This window comes from Microcoleus sp. PH2017_24_DOB_U_A, from assembly GCF_020738205.1.
Lineage (GTDB): Bacteria > Cyanobacteriota > Cyanobacteriia > Cyanobacteriales > Microcoleaceae > Microcoleus.
The window spans coordinates 1-18,273 of sequence record NZ_JAEQCT010000113.1; the positions used below are offsets into that span (position 1 = coordinate 1).

The 18,273-nt window shown below is 44.3% G+C and carries 12 protein-coding genes and 1 pseudogene; 12 read left to right on the forward strand and 1 reads right to left on the reverse strand.

The window, feature by feature from the left end; all coding sequences use genetic code 11:
* Positions 1 to 51 precede the first annotated feature (51 nt).
* From JGK07_RS27565 to JGK07_RS27605, 9 genes and pseudogenes are all read left to right on the forward strand, one after another.
* Positions 52 to 696: pseudogene (locus JGK07_RS27565) on the forward strand (IS1 family transposase); the annotation flags it as partial.
* Positions 697 to 856: 160 nt separating this feature from the next.
* Positions 857 to 1,618: a hypothetical protein gene (locus JGK07_RS27570; RefSeq protein ID WP_293193420.1), complete on the forward strand. Its 762-nt coding sequence runs from the start codon at positions 857 to 859 to the stop codon at positions 1,616 to 1,618.
* Positions 1,587 to 3,908, forward strand: a complete 2,322-nt coding sequence (locus tag JGK07_RS27575) for an ATP-binding protein (protein ID WP_293200957.1) — start codon at positions 1,587 to 1,589, stop codon at positions 3,906 to 3,908. Before JGK07_RS27570 ends, JGK07_RS27575 begins: the two co-directional genes overlap by 32 nt.
* Positions 3,909 to 4,188: 280 nt before the next feature.
* Positions 4,189 to 6,744 (forward strand): CBS domain-containing protein, encoded by a 2,556-nt coding sequence (locus JGK07_RS27580; RefSeq protein ID WP_293197054.1) that lies wholly within the window; start codon positions 4,189 to 4,191, stop codon positions 6,742 to 6,744.
* A 52-nt stretch (positions 6,745 to 6,796) separates the two neighbouring features.
* On the forward strand, positions 6,797 to 7,195 hold the full coding sequence (locus JGK07_RS27585) for a response regulator (RefSeq protein ID WP_293186045.1): 399 nt from the start codon (positions 6,797 to 6,799) through the stop codon (positions 7,193 to 7,195).
* The gene (locus tag JGK07_RS27590; RefSeq protein WP_293186047.1) at positions 7,192 to 10,371 is read left to right on the forward strand and encodes a PAS domain S-box protein; all 3,180 of its coding nucleotides are present in this window, start codon (positions 7,192 to 7,194) and stop codon (positions 10,369 to 10,371) included. Before JGK07_RS27585 ends, JGK07_RS27590 begins: the two co-directional genes overlap by 4 nt.
* On the forward strand, positions 10,349 to 10,555 hold the full coding sequence (locus tag JGK07_RS27595) for a hypothetical protein (RefSeq protein WP_293186049.1): 207 nt from the start codon (positions 10,349 to 10,351) through the stop codon (positions 10,553 to 10,555). Before JGK07_RS27590 ends, JGK07_RS27595 begins: the two co-directional genes overlap by 23 nt.
* A 434-nt stretch (positions 10,556 to 10,989) precedes the next feature.
* Positions 10,990 to 12,924, forward strand: coding sequence for a response regulator (locus JGK07_RS27600; RefSeq protein ID WP_293186050.1), 1,935 nt, complete (start codon positions 10,990 to 10,992; stop codon positions 12,922 to 12,924).
* Entirely contained in the window at positions 12,925 to 14,832 is a 1,908-nt protein-coding gene (locus JGK07_RS27605; RefSeq protein ID WP_293186051.1) for an ATP-binding protein, read from the forward strand.
* 166 nt (positions 14,833 to 14,998) lie between these two features.
* On the opposite strand, the gene JGK07_RS27610 is transcribed toward JGK07_RS27605, so the two are convergent.
* Positions 14,999 to 15,166, reverse strand: a complete 168-nt coding sequence (locus JGK07_RS27610) for a hypothetical protein (RefSeq protein WP_293186052.1) — start codon at positions 15,164 to 15,166, stop codon at positions 14,999 to 15,001.
* A gap of 155 nt (positions 15,167 to 15,321) precedes the next feature.
* On the opposite strand from JGK07_RS27610, the gene JGK07_RS27615 reads away from it, so the two are divergent.
* The 3 genes from JGK07_RS27615 to JGK07_RS27625 form a co-directional block, all read left to right on the forward strand.
* Positions 15,322 to 15,789 carry a response regulator gene (locus JGK07_RS27615; protein WP_293186054.1) on the forward strand — a complete coding sequence of 156 codons (468 nt, stop codon included), beginning with the start codon at positions 15,322 to 15,324 and terminating at the stop codon, positions 15,787 to 15,789.
* A gap of 266 nt (positions 15,790 to 16,055) precedes the next feature.
* Positions 16,056 to 17,714: a diguanylate cyclase gene (locus JGK07_RS27620; protein WP_293186056.1), complete on the forward strand. Its 1,659-nt coding sequence runs from the start codon at positions 16,056 to 16,058 to the stop codon at positions 17,712 to 17,714.
* Between the two features lie 377 nt (positions 17,715 to 18,091).
* The coding region (locus JGK07_RS27625; protein WP_293186057.1) for a transposase DNA-binding-containing protein at positions 18,092 to 18,273 on the forward strand (182 nt) is incomplete at its 3' end.

Genomic DNA, 18,273 nt, shown 5'->3' on the forward strand with positions numbered 1-18,273 from the left:
AGTGTTTGCCATAGCGTGATATGACATTAGAAATTAATTGTTGCCCTAATTGTGGCTCAAAAGAAGTTAGTCGGAACGGTAAAACTCGGCATCATAAACTTTCATTATAAATGCCGAGAATGTGGTCGTCAATTTGTTTTAAATCCGGCATGGAAACCTATTACAAAAGAACAAAAGGAATTAATGTCACGGATGCTACTTGAACGTATTTCTCAGGCGGGAATTGCTCGGGTACTACAAGTGTCAGAAGATACAGTGCAGCGATACGTTAATAGCCAAGCGGCTGCTGTTAAGAAGCAAGTGGAAGTGACTCCCAAGGAAAAAAAGCGCTTGAATGTTCAGATGGATGAGTTATGGTCATTCGTTGATAGTAAAGGAAATCAGCAGTGGGTCTGGCTGGCATTGGACGCCGAGACTAGGGAAATTGTTGGTGTACATATTGGAGATCGTAGCGCAGCATCGGCGAGCGCTTTATGGGATTCAATACCACCAGTGTACCGTCAATGTGCAGTAATTTATACCGACCACGTTTTGTGCTTATGATTCTGTATTACCCAGCAAACGTCATCACGCCGTGTAGATAAAGATAGTGGTTTGACTAGCTATATCGAGCGCTTCAACTGTACTATTCGACAACGAGTTTCTCGACTGGTAAGAAAGAGCTTAGCCTTCTATAAAAAATTAGAAAATCATATTGCTGCAATTTGGCGGTTTGTCCATCATTACAATGCTAATTTACAACTCTAAATGCCTACTTTTCTTTGAATTCAGTTTTATTCGGTCGATCCTTTCCTTCAGGGGACTACCTGAAAATTCACCGCTTTCTGCCTTTTTCTACGCAGCTTGGGGCGTAGTTATGAACTACGAATCTCAAGACATTGAATCGGCAAATAAGTTAGGGGAATTGGCTTTAAACTTAGCATCAATGTTCAATGCAAAAAACCTCAAAGGGAAAATATTATATATAGTAGCAGCTTGTATCGCTCACAGCAAATATCATGTCAGGGAAACCCTGCCAATGTTCCGAGAAAGCTATCAAAGTGCGCTCAAAAATGGAGATTTTGAGTTTGTCGCTTATTGTGCCAAACAAAAATCTCAATATGCTTATTTGGTAGGGCAAGAACTTACAAATCTAAAAGTCGAAATTGCTGAATCTAGCAACCTGCTGGCTCAACTCAAGCAATCAATCAACTTGCAGTGCAATCAAATATTTCATCAAGCGGTGCTTAACTTGCTGGGTGAAGCAGAGAATCCTTGCAATTTATCGGGGACAGCTTGCGAAGAAGAGCATCTGCTACCGTTGCTGGCGAAAGCGAACGATCGCACGGGAATACATTACTTTTATTTGCACAAGCTAATACTGTGTTATTTATTCGGGGATTTGTGCCAAGCACTGGAAAATGCAGGTAAATTTAGACAAGGTTTAATGGGAGGAACTGGTTTTTTAACTGTGCCGGTGTTTCATTTTTATGATTCTTTGGCTGCACTAGCTGCTTGTTCTGAGGCGGATGTATTGGAGAGAGATGCTGCTCGAAAGAGTAGGAGAAAACCAAAAGAAAATGCAGACATGGGCTGCACGCGCCCCCATGAATCACTTGCACAAATTTCATCTGGTTGAGGCTGAGAAATATCGGGTTTTGGGCGATAATTTTCAGGCAATGGAGGAGTACGATCGCGCGATTGGTTTGGCGAAGCAAAACGAATATCTTAACGAAGAAGCTCTCGCTAACGAACTTGCAGCTAAGTTCTATATCGGTTGGGGAAAAGAGAAGATTGCACGAGTTTATTTGGCTGATGCTCACTATGGTTACACTCACTGGGGAGCTCAAGCTAAAGTTGAGGATTTGGAAACACACTATCCCCAATTTTTAATCAGAATTCCAGTGTCAACTAGCATTGCCAGCGACAGCGCTACAGTTACTAATATTTCCAGCAGCCACGATTCGGGCCAAACTTTTGATTTGGCGGCAGTGATGAAAGCCTTTGCTGCGATCGCTAGCGAGATTGTGCTGGACAAGTTACTGGCGAAGTTGATGAGAATTATGCTGCAAAATGCGGGGGCAGAAAATGGTTTTTTGATTTTGGAAAGCCGAGGTAAGTTTTTGGTAGAAGCTTCGGGAAAATTAGATGGCGATCGCGTGGATGTTTTGCAGTCGGTTCCTGCTGAAAAGTGCCTGCCTGTTTCCATTATCAATTATGTCGCTCGGAGGAAAAGAAATGTTGTAGAAAGTGACGCAGCTAACAAAGGAAGATTTACGCGCGATCCGTATATTGTCAGACATAATTCTCAATCTATATTGTGCGCGCCCTTGCTGAATCAAGGTCAATTAATTGGGATGGTTTATTTAGAGAACAATCTCACTACGAGTGCTTTTACTGATGACAGGGTAGAGGTTTTGCAACTGTTATCGACGCAGGCTGCTGTTTCTATTGCTAACGCTAAACTTTACGCAGAAGTGCGGGAAAGTCAGAGCAAGTTGACGCAGTTTTTAGAAGCTTTACCTGTGGGAATAACGGTACATAATCCCCAGGGTAAGGTATCCTACATCAATGAAACTGGACAGCGGTTGCTGGATCGAATTTTGGCGCCGTCAGCTACAGGTGAAGAGTTGATATCAGCTTCTGAAATTTATATATCAGGAAAGGAAAGCCCCTGTTCTGAACAACAACTGCCGGCTTGGCGAGCTCTCAATGGCGAAAGTGCGATCGCCGATAATTTAGAAGTCCGCAGATCCGGGAAGATTGTGCCTTTGGAAATGCACTCGCAACCTATTTTTGACAACAAAAACAATATTGTCTATGCGATTACTGCTTTCAGCGATATCACCGATCGCAAACAAGCTGAGAAACTGGTAGCAGAGTACAACAGAACCTTGGAAATGCAAGTAGCCGATCGCACCAGAGAACTCTCGGAAGCCCTGCAACACCTGCAAGCAACGCAACGAGAGCTGATTCAATCGGAAAAAATGGCAGCATTGGAACAGCTAGTTGCTGGTGTGGCTCACGAAATCAATACTCCCCTGGGTGCGATTCGATCGTCTGTCGAGAATTTAGCCGATTTTTTCAATCAAAATCTGGCCCAAATCGCGGATTTTTTCCACAAAATGTCCCCAGAAGGTTACTCTGATTTATTGACGCTGCTCCCCAAATACCAGTCGCAGGCGATGCTCTTTTCCAACCGAGAAAAACGCCAGTTTAAAAGAGCTTTGATTCAGCAGCTATCAAACAATTCTGTGGCAAATTCAGAAACAGTAGCAGACACCTTAGTTGATATCGGCATTTACGACAATATCGAATCAATTTTGCCTTTGCTGCAAGACCCCACTAGCTCGGATATTTTACAGCAAGCCTATCAATTTACTGCTTTGCAAAGAAGTACGAATACTATTATCACAGCTACAGATAGAGCTGCAAAAGTAGTTTTTGCTTTAAAAGCATATTCTCGCTCTAACTCTACGGGAGAAAAGGTTATTGCTAATATTACTGAGGGAATTGAAACTATATTAACTCTTTATTATAACCAACTCAAACACGGAGTAGAAGTTGTGAGGAATTATCAAGATGGAGTGCCTGAATTGCTGTGCTATCCAGACGAACTCAATCAAGTTTGGACAAATCTGATTCACAACGCCCTGCAAGCAATGAACAATTGCGGAATTTTAACATTAGATGTCAGAGTAGAAAATCAGATCCTGTTGGTGGGCGTTACGGATAACGGCACAGGAATTCCCCCGGAAATTTTGCCGCGAATATTTGAACCCTTCTTTACCACAAAACCCGCCGGAGAAGGCAGCGGCTTGGGACTGGATATTGTTAAGAAAATTGTCGAAAAACATTCGGGTAAGATAGAAGTAACATCTGCGATCGGTCAAACGAGCTTTATCGTGTCAATTCCGATCGCCGTTTAGCGCTATTACAATAAAAATTAGGGAGCATCTCATTTTTGCTTTTATAGTGCTGTCCCGGCTCGCGTATTCTATAACTCGCGAGCCGGGACAGCACTCAAAGAAAAAAAATGTTTTTTACAAAACTGAGATGCTCCCCAAAATTATACCGAGGCGCGACCAAAAATACAACTTTAGACGGATGTCAGACTTCGATCGCGGTCAGGGTGCAGTCATTGTCAAAGCTCAAAGCTAAAATGGCATTAATTGCCGGTTCCACCTGCATCTCCCCCTTGATTTGCCCATGTCAATAACAGTTTCTGATAGCCAAAGCTTCTTAGAACAGGCGATCGACCGCAAACCGCCGGTACTGCCTCCAGATACACCCTTGAAAGTCGCGATCGCCGCCATGACTCAGGCGAGGGCTAGTTGCGTTTTAATCGCGTTTGAGCGGCAACTGATCGGAATTTTTACGGAGCGCGATGTTGTGAAAATAACTGCGAGCGAAATACCGCTAGCAGGGCTGATAATTGCTGAGGTAATGACTGAAAAGCCGATCGCGATTTCCCTTGATAAAGCGGGGAATATCTTCAGAATATTGAGTATATTGCGATCGGCAAAAATCCGTCACTTGCCCGTTACAGACAACAGCGGAAACTTGCTGGGCGCCATCACCGGAGAAAGCATCCGTCAAATCCTGAAACCGGGCGACTTGCTGCAAATGCGGCGCGCCGAAGAAATTATGACCGCAGAAGTAAGAATTGCCTCAACTAACACCTCAGTTTTAGAAGTGGCAAAACAGATGGCAACTGAGCGCAAAAGCTGCATAGTCATTTGCAATGAGTGCGACAACAAAAATCAGAAACCAGTGGGCATAATTACAGAACGGGACATTGTTAAATTCCAAGCTACCGGACTCGATTTCGCTGGCACTCGCGCCGCCGCCGCGATGAGTTTTCCCCTGATGCCGTTGCAGGCAAAAGCCACATTGTGGGAGGCTCACCAGTTCATGCAGGATCACCACATCCGGCGCTTGGTGGTGGTGGACGAGGGAGGATATTTAGCCGGAATTGTCACCCAAAGTAGCCTGCTGCACGCCTTAGATCCGGTAGAAATGCACGCGAATGTCGAGCTTTTGCAGGAAACAGTTGCCGAAAATATCCTGGAGTTAAAAAAAGTGAACGAACAATTGCAAAAAGAAGCGCTTCGCAGAACCGAAATAGAGGAACAGTTGCGGTTATTAAATGAAAATCTAGAAGAGCAAATTAAGCTGCGTACTTTAGAATTAATTAACACGAACAGTCAGTTAAAGAAGGAAATACAAGACCGCGCCACCGCTGAAGCTGAAGTCCGCCGCCTCAACACCGAACTGGAGCAGCGAGTTCGAGAACGCACGGTTCAACTAGGAGCCAGCAACCAAGAATTACAGCAAGAAATTAGCGATCGCAAATTGCTAGAAGAAAAATTACACTTTTCTGAAACCAAAGTTCGTGCAGTTTTTGAAGCGATGACAGACATCGTTCTCGTACTAAATATTCATGGCAACATAGAGGTTTTGCCGACTAATACGGCGGCAGTTTATGAGCCGGATTGCGATCTAGTCAGCCTGACGGTCGAACATTTTTTTGACGACGACAACCCCGATGATTGGTGGATGCTAGTTCAGCAAGTGTTAGAGACGCAACAAACCCTCAATTTCGACTACAGTTTAACAGTTGGCGATCGCGAAATTTGGTTTTCCGCCTGTATTTCTCTGTTCTCAAAAGATGCAGTGATTTGGGTTGCCCGCAACATCAGCGCCCGCAAACTAGCAGAGTCAGCGCTGTGCAAAAAAAATGTAGAATTAGCTCATACCCTAGAAGAACTGAAGCGCACTCAACAAGAGCTGATTCAATCAGAAAAAATGGCAGCCCTCGGACAGTTAATTGCCGGAGTTGCCCACGAAATCAATTCTCCTTTAGGGGCGATTCGCTCTTCGGTGCAGAACATCGCCGACTTCTGGGCCGAACAATTGCACCAGTTACCGATATTTTTCAAGCAACTATCCCCGGAACGGCAGCAGGATTTCTTTGCCCTGCTGTACAACTCAAGTAAGGAAACAGACAACTTATCTAGTAAAGAAAAACGTCAGTTGAAAAAACTTTTGCAGCGGCAATTAGAATCAGAAAAAATTGACGACGCTGACAGCCTTGCTTGTACCTTGTTAGATATTGGTATTTGCAATAATTTAGAACGTTTTTTACCTTTGTTGAAAGACAGCGCAAGTCCAAATATTTTACAAACCGCTTACGAATTTGCTACGGTACAAAAAAGCACTAAAAATATTGTTACTGCGACAGATAGGGCAGCCAAAATTGTTTTTGCCTTGAAAAGCTATTCTCGTTACGACCAGTCGGGTTCCAAGGCGATCGCCAATATTACCGACGGGATTGATACTGTTTTAACGCTTTACCACTACCAAATCAAACATGGTGTGGAAGTCGTCAGGAATTATGTTAATGATTTACCCTCTATGCTATGCTATCCTGATGAACTAAATCAAGTTTGGACAAATTTGCTTCATAATGCTTTACAAGCGATGGGCAACAAAGGACTGTTAAAAATTGAGGTCAAACACCAAGATAACGCAATATCAGTCAGTATTACCGACAGCGGCCCCGGCATTCCTCCAGAGATTATGCCTAGAATTTTTGAGCCATTTTTCACTACTAAACCTCCTGGAGAAGGCAGCGGCTTGGGATTGGATATCGTTCATAAAATCATTAAAAAACACCAAGGTAAACTGCAAGTAGAAAGCGTGCCTGGTCAAACCAAATTTACTGTATCCTTGCCTATCGAAATCACTGAGACCAATAATTAAAATTTGGCTCAATCTGCCCGTTAATTTTAAAATCAAAAAAGAGTAAAATTTTATGCCAAAACCAGTAATTTTGTGTGTTGACGATGAAGTTGTAATCTTAAACAGTTTGAAGATTCAACTGAAAAAAGAATTTGGTGATGATTACCTCTATGAAGTAGCAGAAAATGCCGATGAAGCTCTCGAAATTATTGAGGAAATTCAAGGAGAAGAGGAAAGCGATATTTTGGTCATAGTATCTGACTGGTTGATGCCGGGTCTTAAAGGAGATGAATTTTTGATCCGGGTTCACCAAAAATATCCCAATATTGTGAAAGTTATGCTGACCGGGCAAGCTGATGAAATAGCAATACAACGGGTGAAAGAGCAGGCAAACTTGCACCGCTGTTTGTACAAGCCGTGGGACGGTCAAGAATTAGTAGAAACTATAAAATCTGGTTTAGCAAAAATATGAACAATAAACCTGTGATTATTTGCGTGGATGACGAACCGATCATCCTTGAAAGTTTGAAGATTGAGTTAAAAAAAGCCTTGGGAGAAGAACATTTATTAGAAACAGCCGAAGGCGGCGAAGAGGCTTTAGAGTTGATAGATGAATTGCTGGAAGAGGGTTGCGAAATCGTGGCTGTGATTTCCGACTACCTGATGCCCAATATCAAAGGGGACGAATTACTGAAGCAGATTCACATAATTTCACCAAAAACCATCAAAATCATGCTGACGGGGCAAGCAGACCTCGAAGCTGTGGCGAATACTATTAAATATGCTAAATTGTACCGCTACATATCTAAGCCTTGGCAGTCAGAAGATTTGAAGTTGACCTTAAAAGAAGCGGTCAACAGCTATTTTATGGAGAAGCAATTAGGGGAACAAAATGCTCAACTCCAAAAGCTGAATCAAGAATTGGAAACTTTAGTTGAGGAGCGGACTGCACAACTGAGCTTGTCTGAGGAAAAGTTTGCTAAAGCTTTTCGTTCTTCTCCCAACCCGATTACTATTGCCAGACTTAAAGACGGTCGTTATTTAGAAGTCAATGAGGCTTTTTGTCAGACAATTGGTTATTCGATAGCAGAAATTATCGATCGCACGGCGCTTGATTTGAATCTTTGGGAAAGTACACAAGCCCGCGCCAAGTTGTTTGCAATGTTAGACGAACAAAAAATTGTTCGTAACTACGAATTTGATTGGCGCACTAAAACTGGGGAACTCAGAACCGGGCTGGTGTCTGCTGAAATCATTGACATTCACGGCGAAACCTGCGTGATTTCGGTGATTCAAGATATTAGCGATCGCAAATTGGCAGAAGAAAAACTCCGGGCTCTAGCTGCATCTTTAGCCGCAGCGCAGAGAATCGCCCGCGTCGGCAATTGGGAATGCGATTTTTCTGCCAATACAACTACTTGGTCGGAAGAATTATCTCATATTTTCGATCTCGATGCAACCGAGGCTGCGCCAACACTAAGTGAATTTGCACAATACGTGCATCCGGACGATCGCCAAAAATGGCAAACAACGATCGACGCTGCTATTGCTAGCGGCAAATCCTACAGTTTGGAATATCGCATCCTGCGCCCGGAATCGACAATTGCTGCGGATACTTGCCCGTCACAGACAAGTGAAGGCGGCTCGATCCGCTACATCGAATCCAGAGGAGAAGTAGTTGTCAACAAACAAGGGCAAGTGACTAAACTCTTCACAACTTTGATGGACATTACTGCCCGCAAACTGGCGGAAATAGCATTAGCAGAAAGCGAAGAAAAATACCGTCATTTAGTTGAAACTTCCCAAGATATTATCTGGTCTTGCGATGCCCAAGGACACCTGACTTTTGTCAACCAAGCTGTCAAACAAATCTACGGTTATGACCCGGAAGAAATGCTCGGCTATTCTTTTAGCGATTTCTTAGCACCAGCACAGATAGACCGGAACCGAGAACTTCAGCAGCGCTTGCTGACGGGAGATGCTGTGTTTCAGTACGAAAGTATAGTATTAGGGAAAGACGGCAGGCAGATAGATGTCAATACAAAGGCGATCGCGCGATTGGATGCAGCAGGAAATATCACCGGCACCACAGGCACTGCCAGCGATATTACTGAGCGCAAACAAGCAGAAATATCGCTGCAAAAAGCCAAAGAAGAAGCCGACAGAGCGAACAGGGCGAAAAGTGAATTTTTATCGAATATGAGCCACGAATTGCGAACTCCCCTCAACGCGATTCTCGGTTTCACTCAACTGCTGGCGCGCGACGCAGCCTTCGGTAGTGACCAACAGCAATATTTAGGAATTATTAGCCGCAGCGGGGAACATTTGCTCGATCTGATCAACAATATTCTGCAAATGTCAAAAATCGAAGTCGGGCTGGTGACACTCAATAACAGCACCTTCGACTTGCACAGAATGCTAGAAAATACTGAAGATATGCTGAAGCTGCAAGCCGAAAAAAAAGGGTTGCAGTTAATTTGTGATGCTGCGCCCAACCTCCCTCAATATGTAGAAACAGATGAAAGTAAGTTGCGTCAAGTATTAATTAATGTGGTGGGAAATGCGATCAAGTTTACGGCGGAAGGTGGTGTCAACTTGAGAATCAAACATGAGCTGTTGTCAAATAGAAATAACGAAGAGATTCCGCCGTTAGCGCAGCCCTCGAAGAGGATCGCAAATTGCTGCTTGCTCTTTGAAGTGGAAGACACGGGGGCGGGAATTTCTGCCCAAGAAATGGATAGTTTGTTTAAGCCTTTTGCTCAGACAGAAAGCGGGAAAAAAGCTCATGAAGGAACTGGTTTAGGCTTGCCGATCAGCAAACAGTTCGTTGAGTTAATGGGAGGAGAAATGACGGTGACAAGCAGCGTCGGTAACGGCAGCATTTTTAGATTTGATGTTAAAGTTTCGCTCCCTAATGAAGTGGAAATTCAGGTGGCTCAAACAACTCGTCGCGTTGTGGGCCTGGAACCCGGACAGCCGGAATACCGCATTTTAGCTGTGGACGATCGCCTGGAAAGCCGTTTGTTGCTGGTGAGAATGCTGTCATGTCTCGGTTTTACTGTGCGGCAGGCTGAAAATGGCGTTGAAGCTTTGTCCATGTGGTCGAGTTGGGAACCTCATTTGATTTGGATGGATATGCGGATGCCGGTGATGGATGGCTACGAAGCTACTAAACAGATTAAAGCGCATTTGAAGGGTCAAGCAACGGTGATTATTGCTCTGACGGCGAGTGCTTTTGATGAAGAGCGATCGGTGATTTTGTCTGCTGGGTGCGATGATTTTGTCGCGAAGCCTTTTCGGGAACAAGTCATTCTGGAAAAGATGGCTAAGTATCTGGGTGTCCGCTATGTTTACGATCGAGAAGCTTCGCTAAGTTCTGATGCTGTGGCTGGTGGTGACGTTTCGGCGCCGACTGTGACGGCTCCTTTGCCTGTTGCGCTGAATTCTTCATTTTTTGAAGCTATGCCTCCCCAATGGGTTGATGAGTTGTACGAGGCGGCGGATTCGGTTGATAACGAGGAGATTTTTCGGCTGCTGTTGTCGATTCCTCCTGTTGATGCTCCTTACCGCAGCGCGATCGCCGATTTGGCGAATAACTTCCGGTGCGATCGGATTATTGATTTGATTGAGGAATTTAGAAATGTTTGAGGGAAGAAGGAAGAAGGAAGAGGGAAGAAGGAAGAAGGAAGAAGTAAGAAGGAAGAAGGAAGAAGGGGGAAGGGAGAGGGGAGAGGAGAAGAGCGGGTTCGGGATTATTGATGGTAGAGGTCGATCGACTATTGCTAAACTTGCTCGTGGGCGATCGGCTAAACTATCTTTGATGATTATTTAAATCAGTATAAAGGTGGACGAAGAAACTGGGTTTTATAACGAAAATATCTCGTTATACCAGTTACACAAAAAAAGCAACTGCTTTGCCAGCGCTCCCAACCCTGATGGAATCATTCATTCCCCATCTAAAATCGTATTACCAGAAAGAATTGGTTGAAAGCCCGCCCGCCTTCGAGGGAGAAATTAAAATCAGACTATTCATTACTCCAATCCTCTTCTTTATAGGTAGAGGTCGCTCTCAAACTGTCAACTGTCAAGCGGTCAACTGTCAACTGTTGAAGGCTCTCTATCTTGGTTGAAAAACCCGGTTTATCGTTTTTTTGTAGGTAAGTTCTGTAAATATAGAAGTAGTTGATGCTGGAGCGAGTGCTATAATGACGATTTAATCGGTTTTCATAATTTCAGCAATTATCAATTTAACAAAAAATACCATCGATGACCACCAATAAAACAGAAAATAATAAAGGCAACATATTAATTGTTGACGACACTCCCGAAAATTTGCAAGTTTTATCAGCAACGCTGTCGGATCGCGGCTACAAAGTCCGGGGCGTAATTAACGGCAAAATGGCAATCAGAGCAGCGCGTTCAGGTTCTCCAGACTTGATTTTGCTCGACATAAAAATGCCGGAAATGGACGGCTATGAAGTCTGCACGCAGCTCAAGCTCGATCCGAAAACATCAGAAATTCCAGTTATTTTTATTAGCGCTTTAGATGAAGTATTAGACAAAGTAACCGCCTTTAAAGTAGGAGGAGTAGATTTTATAACCAAACCGTTTCATGTAGCAGAAGTTTTAGCGAGAATCGAACATCAACTGACCATCCAAAGACTGAAAAAACAATTGATCGATCGCAATACCGAACTGCAACAAGAAATAATAGAACGCAAAAAAGCCGAAGAAGCCGCAGCCGCTGCATCCCTAGCAAAAAGTCAATTCGTTGCCAACATGAGCCACGAATTGCGGACTCCCCTGAACGCCATCCTGGGTTTTACCCAAGTCATGAGCCGCGACTCTTTACTCAGCCACGAAAATATTGAAAATCTCCGAATTATCAACCGCAGCGGTCAACATTTGCTGGAATTAATTAACGATGTTTTAGACTTGTCCAAAATAGAAGCCGGGATCATTGGCTTAGATGAACGCAGCTTTGACCTTTATCAACTCCTCGACACTCTCGAAGAGATGTTTCAAATCAAAGCTGAAACCAAAAATTTGCAACTAAGATTTTCCGTGCAGCCGAATGTTCCCCAATACATCAAAACTGATGAAAAAAAGCTGCGCGTATGTTTAATTAATTTGCTGGGAAATGCCCTAAAATTTACACCAAACTGCGGCAGTATTTGGCTGCGCGCTGTGCAAGCCAACCACCAGCCCGCAAAATCGGAGGTTTATCCTAATTCTACTTCGGACGATTGCTATTTTATTTTGTTTGAAGTTGAAGACACGGGAGTTGGCATAGCAACAGCAGAAATTGACAAGTTATTTGAGGCTTTCGTGCAAACAGAAGCTGGCAAACAAGCGGCTGACGGTACGGGATTGGGTTTGACAATCACTAAAAAATATGTAGAGATCATGGGCGGAGATATTGAGGTAGAAAGTGTTTTAGGTGAGGGAACCATTTTTAAATTTAATATCCGAGTATTTCCCGCTACTTCATCTGAAATAACAGTGGCGACATCGCAGCGGGCGATCGCACTACAACCAGATCAACCGATTTATCGGATTTTAGCAGTTGACGACAATCAAGAAAATCGGCTGCTGCTGGTGAAAATGCTGCAACCAATTGGTTTTGAAGTCCGAGAAGCGGAAAACGGCTTCCAAGCTCTTGAACTTTGGGAAAGTTGGCACCCTGATTTAATTTGGCTGGATACGCGAATGCCTGTAATGGACGGTTTTGAAGCCGTCAGACAAATTAGAGCTAAAGAGAAACCATCTGAGCGTCGAACTGTAATTATTGCTCTGACTGCTAGCACTTTTGAGGAAAAAAAAGGCGAAATTCTTGCCGCAGGTTGCGACGATTTTGTGCGGAAACCTTTTCAAGAGCAAATGCTCTTTGATAAGATCGCTTCTTACTTGGGAGTGCGCTATATCTATCAAGAATTGCCCGCGCTCCCTGTCGGGGCTTTACGGCGTTATTTTGTGAGCGAAAAACCAGATTCATTTTTCTCGCCGCTGCTCGCCCAGATGCCTCGAAGTTGGGTGCAGGAACTCTACGACGCAGTTAATGATGTTGATGAAGAGCTGGCGATTCAAATTGTCGATCGCATTTCGGAAACTCATCCAACGTTAGCTGAGGCTTTAAAAGATTTGCTGGCAGATTACCGACTCGATAGGATAATGGATTTAACTCAATCTATTTTAAAATAAATGGAGCATAGTGAAATTAAAGTATTGGTGGTTGACGACCAACCGAGCAATCTGCGGTTCTTATCCGAGCTGCTAACTGCCCAGGGGTATCAAGTTTGTCGAGCTATTTGCGGTAAACTGGCGTTGAAGGCTGCGATCGCCCATTGCCCCGATTTAATTTTGCTCGACATCAGAATGCCGGAAATGAACGGTTATGAAGTTTGTCGGAGACTGAAAGCTACACCGGAAACTGAACAAATTCCGGTGATTTTTTTAAGTGTATTAGATGAGATTAATGATAAATTACAAGCTTTTCGAGTGGGCGGCGCCGACTATATTCTCAAGCCATTTCAAGTAGAAGAAGTTTTAGCGCGCATCGACAAGCAAGTCTGCTTGCAAAAACTGCAACAGCAACTAAAAGAGCAAAACACTGAACTGCAACAGTCGCAGTCGCTGCTTGCTAGCGTCTTAAATAGTTCCTTAGACGGTGTGGTGGCTTATTCTGCCGTCCGCAACAGTCAGGGAAAGATTGTAGATTTCCTGTGGCTGTTAGTCAACCCTGCTGCCAACAATATTTCTGGTCGGCCATTAAATGCGATAGTTGGCAATCATTTGTTGGCAGAAATTCCCGAAATTCGCAATAATGGGTTATTTGATTTGTACGTTTCTGTCGTAGAAACCGGAGAAATTTTAGACCAAGAATTTTATTACGAACACAATTCAGAGACAAGTGCTTGGCTGCACATTGTCGCCGTCAAATTAAACGACGGTCTGGCAGTAACATTTCGCAATATCACCGATCGCAAACGAGGAGAAATTGCCCTGCGAGAAAGTGAAGAACGTTTCCGCGCGATATTTGAGCAAGCAGCAGTGGGCATCGCTAAAACTACACTTTCAGGTGAATTTTTGCGAGTAAATCCCGGCTTTTGCCAAATTGTCCGCTATGCAGAATCGGAATTGTTGCAGCTTGATTGGCAGGCAATTACTCACCCTGATGACATCGAAGCTGGCAGAGAATACGTGCGGTTGCTGTTATGCGGGGAAATTCAAACTTTTTCTCGGGAAAAGCGTTTGATCTGCAAAGATCGGGAAGTGTGCTGGGCGAATGTTACTGTTTCGGTAATGCGCGATGCTGAGGGAACCGCGCAATATTTGATTTGTGCGATCGAGGATGTTTCCGAGCGCAAGCTGGTACAAGAATTGCTGCAAGCAAGTTTAGAAACTCAAACCCGTTATGCTGAAGAACTGACTCGTTCTAATGCCGAATTAGAACAGTTTGCCTACGTGGCTTCTCACGATTTGCAAGCACCTTTGGGCACGATTGCAGGCTACGCTCAACTATTAGAACGGCGTTATCAAAACCAACTTGATGCCCAGGGGAATAAATTTGTCGGCAATATTGTTAATTCTTGCGTGCGGATGCAGGCGCTGATTGATGACTTGCTGGAGTATTCGCGAGTCGGTCGCAGTCAAAAACCTTTTGAGCTGATAAATTGCAATCAGGTTTTTGAGGATGCTTGCGCTAATTTGCAGTTGGCAATCCGCAAGCATCAAGCTACTGTAACTAGGGGCGATTTGCCAATGGTAAGAGGTGACTGTTTTCAACTGTTGCAACTGTTTCAAAATTTAATTGGCAATGCCATTAAATACCGTAGCAGCGAGGCGCCGGTGGTACAGGTGGGCGCTTCGCTTCAGGGGGATAACTGGGTGTTTGCGGTGCAGGACAACGGTATTGGCATTCCCGAACAGCACCATCCACGAATTTTTCAGATTTTTCAGCGCTTGCACACCCAAAAAGAGTATTCGGGAACAGGTATCGGTTTAGCGATTTGTCAGAGAATTGTCGATCGGCATGGCGGCCGGCTTTGGGTAGAATCATCACCTGGTCGAGGCTCGACTTTTTATTTTTCTGTTCCTGTTACACATTGAAATCAGCATTCTGCTTGGATCGGTGAGCAGTCATTTGCTTAAACTCTAAATATATTTATCATTTTTTTATACAAATACTCATAAATTTTAGCATATTCACTGATGACATCAAGCTAAAAATCATTCAGTATAAAGATATTAGCTCGCTCCCTATACAACTTAAAAATCAGCGGTGTGCGCCAGACTTGTCAGTTTGTTTCAACTGTATCCAGAGCACCTGGCTTTGGGATACAGTAGTTTTAGTAGGAATTTCCGGACAAGCATTTCTGATGTCTTTGCCGTTTGCCGGTTCTCCCAGAGACTGCCAAGTGAAACAAAGATTAGTGACAAACATTTGCGAATTATGCAAAACCGCCAATTGCTGCAACACAAATTCAGTGTTATGGGCCAGATTTGCCAGATCGTCGTGGCAACAGATGCTTTGCAGGCGATCGCAAACCGCTTCAAGTCCCGCTACCTCACAAAATCAATTAGTCGTGAGGCCAAGCCGTGAATTATCCAAAGAAAAATGAAAAGAAAAAATTTACTATTTTAATAGCAAACGATGACGAGGACACGCGCTTTTTGGTGGAGGAAGCACTGCGAGAAGTTCGATTACCAATCAGAAGCGAATTTGTGGAAAATGGAGAACAAGTGCTAGACTATTTGTACCGTCGCCGTCAATATGCTGGTGGCAGCAATTGGCATCGACCAGACCTGATACTTTTGGATCTGAATATGCCGAGGCTTGACGGGCGAGAAGCACTAACTTCGATCAGATCTGACCCCCAGTTTCAACAAATTCCGGTGGTGATTCTCACAACGTCGCACCGCAGCGGAGATATCTTGCTTTGCTACCGCTTGGGTGCGAATTCTTTCATATCTAAACCAGTCACTTTTCAAGGATTGGTGGAAGTAATGAAGACTTTATGCCAGTATTGGTTTGAAATCGTTTCGCTCCCGCCTGCGGATCTGTAAGCTTTAATTGATGGCTAGATCGATAGTTTGAGTGTAAACTGAATTTGATAGACCGACATATTGGCTCGATCGCAAACGCAAATCAGTAGGTATGTACAAATAAACAGGCTGATGGGGAGGGTGGGTGAGAGCAGTGCTCCACTGCCGGCTAGAAAAAATCCGGGTTCAACCCGCCGCTAGAAGATATTATTGTTGTTTAGTGCCGATCGCCAGTATCGCTCTCAAAACAAGAAAGTTTCCTTAAACCCGCTCCAAACGCTATAGTTGTGTTAACACGTAACCAATGTCTGAAAATTTTGTTGGTTGAGGATGACCTCGCAGATGCAACGCTGATCGAAGATCTTTTAGGGTCATTCAGCGAGGCTGTGTTTCGCCTCCAAACTGTTACATCTCTGGAGAGGGGACTGGCGTGTCTGGAAGCAGAAAAGTTTGACGCCGTACTATTAGACTTGTCAGTGTCAGACGGCTTGGGGGGAAGCGAGGATCTCGCCGTTTTGAAAGCCCGATCGCCCACAGTGCCAGTTGTGGTGCTGACGGATAGCAATGATGAGAATACGGCGCTGTCGGTATTGCGATCGGGCGCTCAAGATTGTTTGGTAAAGGGAAGATTTCAGAGAACTCTGCTGGTGCGAGCAATCCATTACGCGATCGAACGCCAGCAAGTCGAAGAACAATTGCGACAGCAGGCGATCCGAGAGCGGCTGTTGGGACAAATGATCGAACATATTCGATCGTCAATAGACGCGGCAAGCATTCTTCAAAGTACCGTAGCAGAAGTGCGCCAATTTCTCAACACAGACCGGGTTTTAATTTATCGCTGTCAGGATTGGGCGTCTCAATTTGACGGGGAAGAGCAAAAAGGTGCGATCGTCGCAGGTGACGGTTTACCAGACGGTTATATTGAAAACCAAAATATTAATGCTGCTTTGGCAGTTTCATGCTTTTTCTTGCTCGAATCCCAGTCGGTACAAGCAATAGCAGATGTGAACGCGGCCGCATTGTCTGGGAGTTGCAAAGAATTGCTGGCAGATTGTGAAATTGCAGCAGTTTTAAGCGTGCCAATTTGGCAATCGGGCGACTGGGAAACGGCAAACCAAAGACTAGAAGGTAGTATTTGGGATGCAGAAAAAAATCAATATGCAGCCGAAAATTATCTCTCGCTGCCGGCTGTTGGCAAACCGCACGTGCAGGGAAAAAGTGCGCCGGATTTAGAGAGAGAAAATCGCAATAATTTGTGGGGAATGCTGACAGCATACAATTGCAGCGAGACGAGGGAATGGCAGCAGTGGGAAATAGATTTTTTACAGCACTTGGCGAATCAAGTGGCGATCGCGATCGAACAATCTCAACTTTACCGCCAGCTAGCAATAGCCAATCAAAAATTGCAGGAACTGGCCACTACTGACGGACTGACGGGCATTGCCAACCGCCGCCAGTTCGATCGCGTTTTGATGTTAGAGTGGCGCAGATTGGCAAGAGAGGAACTGCCAGTGTCTTTAATTATGTTTGACATCGACTTTTTTAAACTTTATAACGACTTTTACGGACACCTCGGCGGCGACGATTGTTTGCGCCAAGTTGCTAAGGCGATCGCCTCTTGTACCAAGCGGGCTGGGGATTTGCCTGCCCGCTACGGCGGCGAAGAATTTGCCATAGTGCTGCCCAACACCAGCGCCGAAGGGGCAAACATTGTCGCCCGGAAAATTTGCGATCGCATTGCCAGCTTGCAACTGCCCCACGCGCGATCGTCGATCGGCTCCTACGTTACCGTCAGTTGCGGAATTGCCACAGCGATTCCTTCTGCCCAGCAATCTCCCGACATCCTAATTCGCAGCGCTGACAGCGCCCTTTATCAAGCCAAAACCGAAGGCAAAAATCGTATTTGTCACGCCAGCAAGCCGGAATCTTCCGCAATTTTGATGTAATTGGGAATTGGGAATTGGCCAAACAGGGCATTGGCCAAACAGGGCATTGGGCATTGAGCATTGAGCATTGGGCATTGGTGGGAACTAACAACTGCCAACTAACAAATAATATCAAATCCGATTGCATCGTCCTGTATTCATCTCTATCTTCTTATATAACCCAATACTGTTCACTTAAGACAGATCCCCCCCTAACCCCCCTTAAAAAACTATGCTTTATAAACATCTTTCTTAACAATAAATTTGACAAAAATCAACATCTGTGATGTTAAACGATCGGGCGATCTCCCAGGAATGAGATTAAAATGATCAATCAATGGGTAAGGGAAGAATTATAAAAGACTCAATTGGGAGATGCAAGAAGAACAAATAGATTCATGAAAATTGTTTCTAACTTAAGTGATAAACCAACATCCACTGTACCTAAAGCTAGTGGTACATGGGCAGAAACTAAGGCTAATTACGATTTTTGGGATTCACCATATATCAAACCATCTCAGCTTAGGAAAGGACACGTAGATGCGACGGTTTCAAGAATTAAAAATCATCAAATTATCTT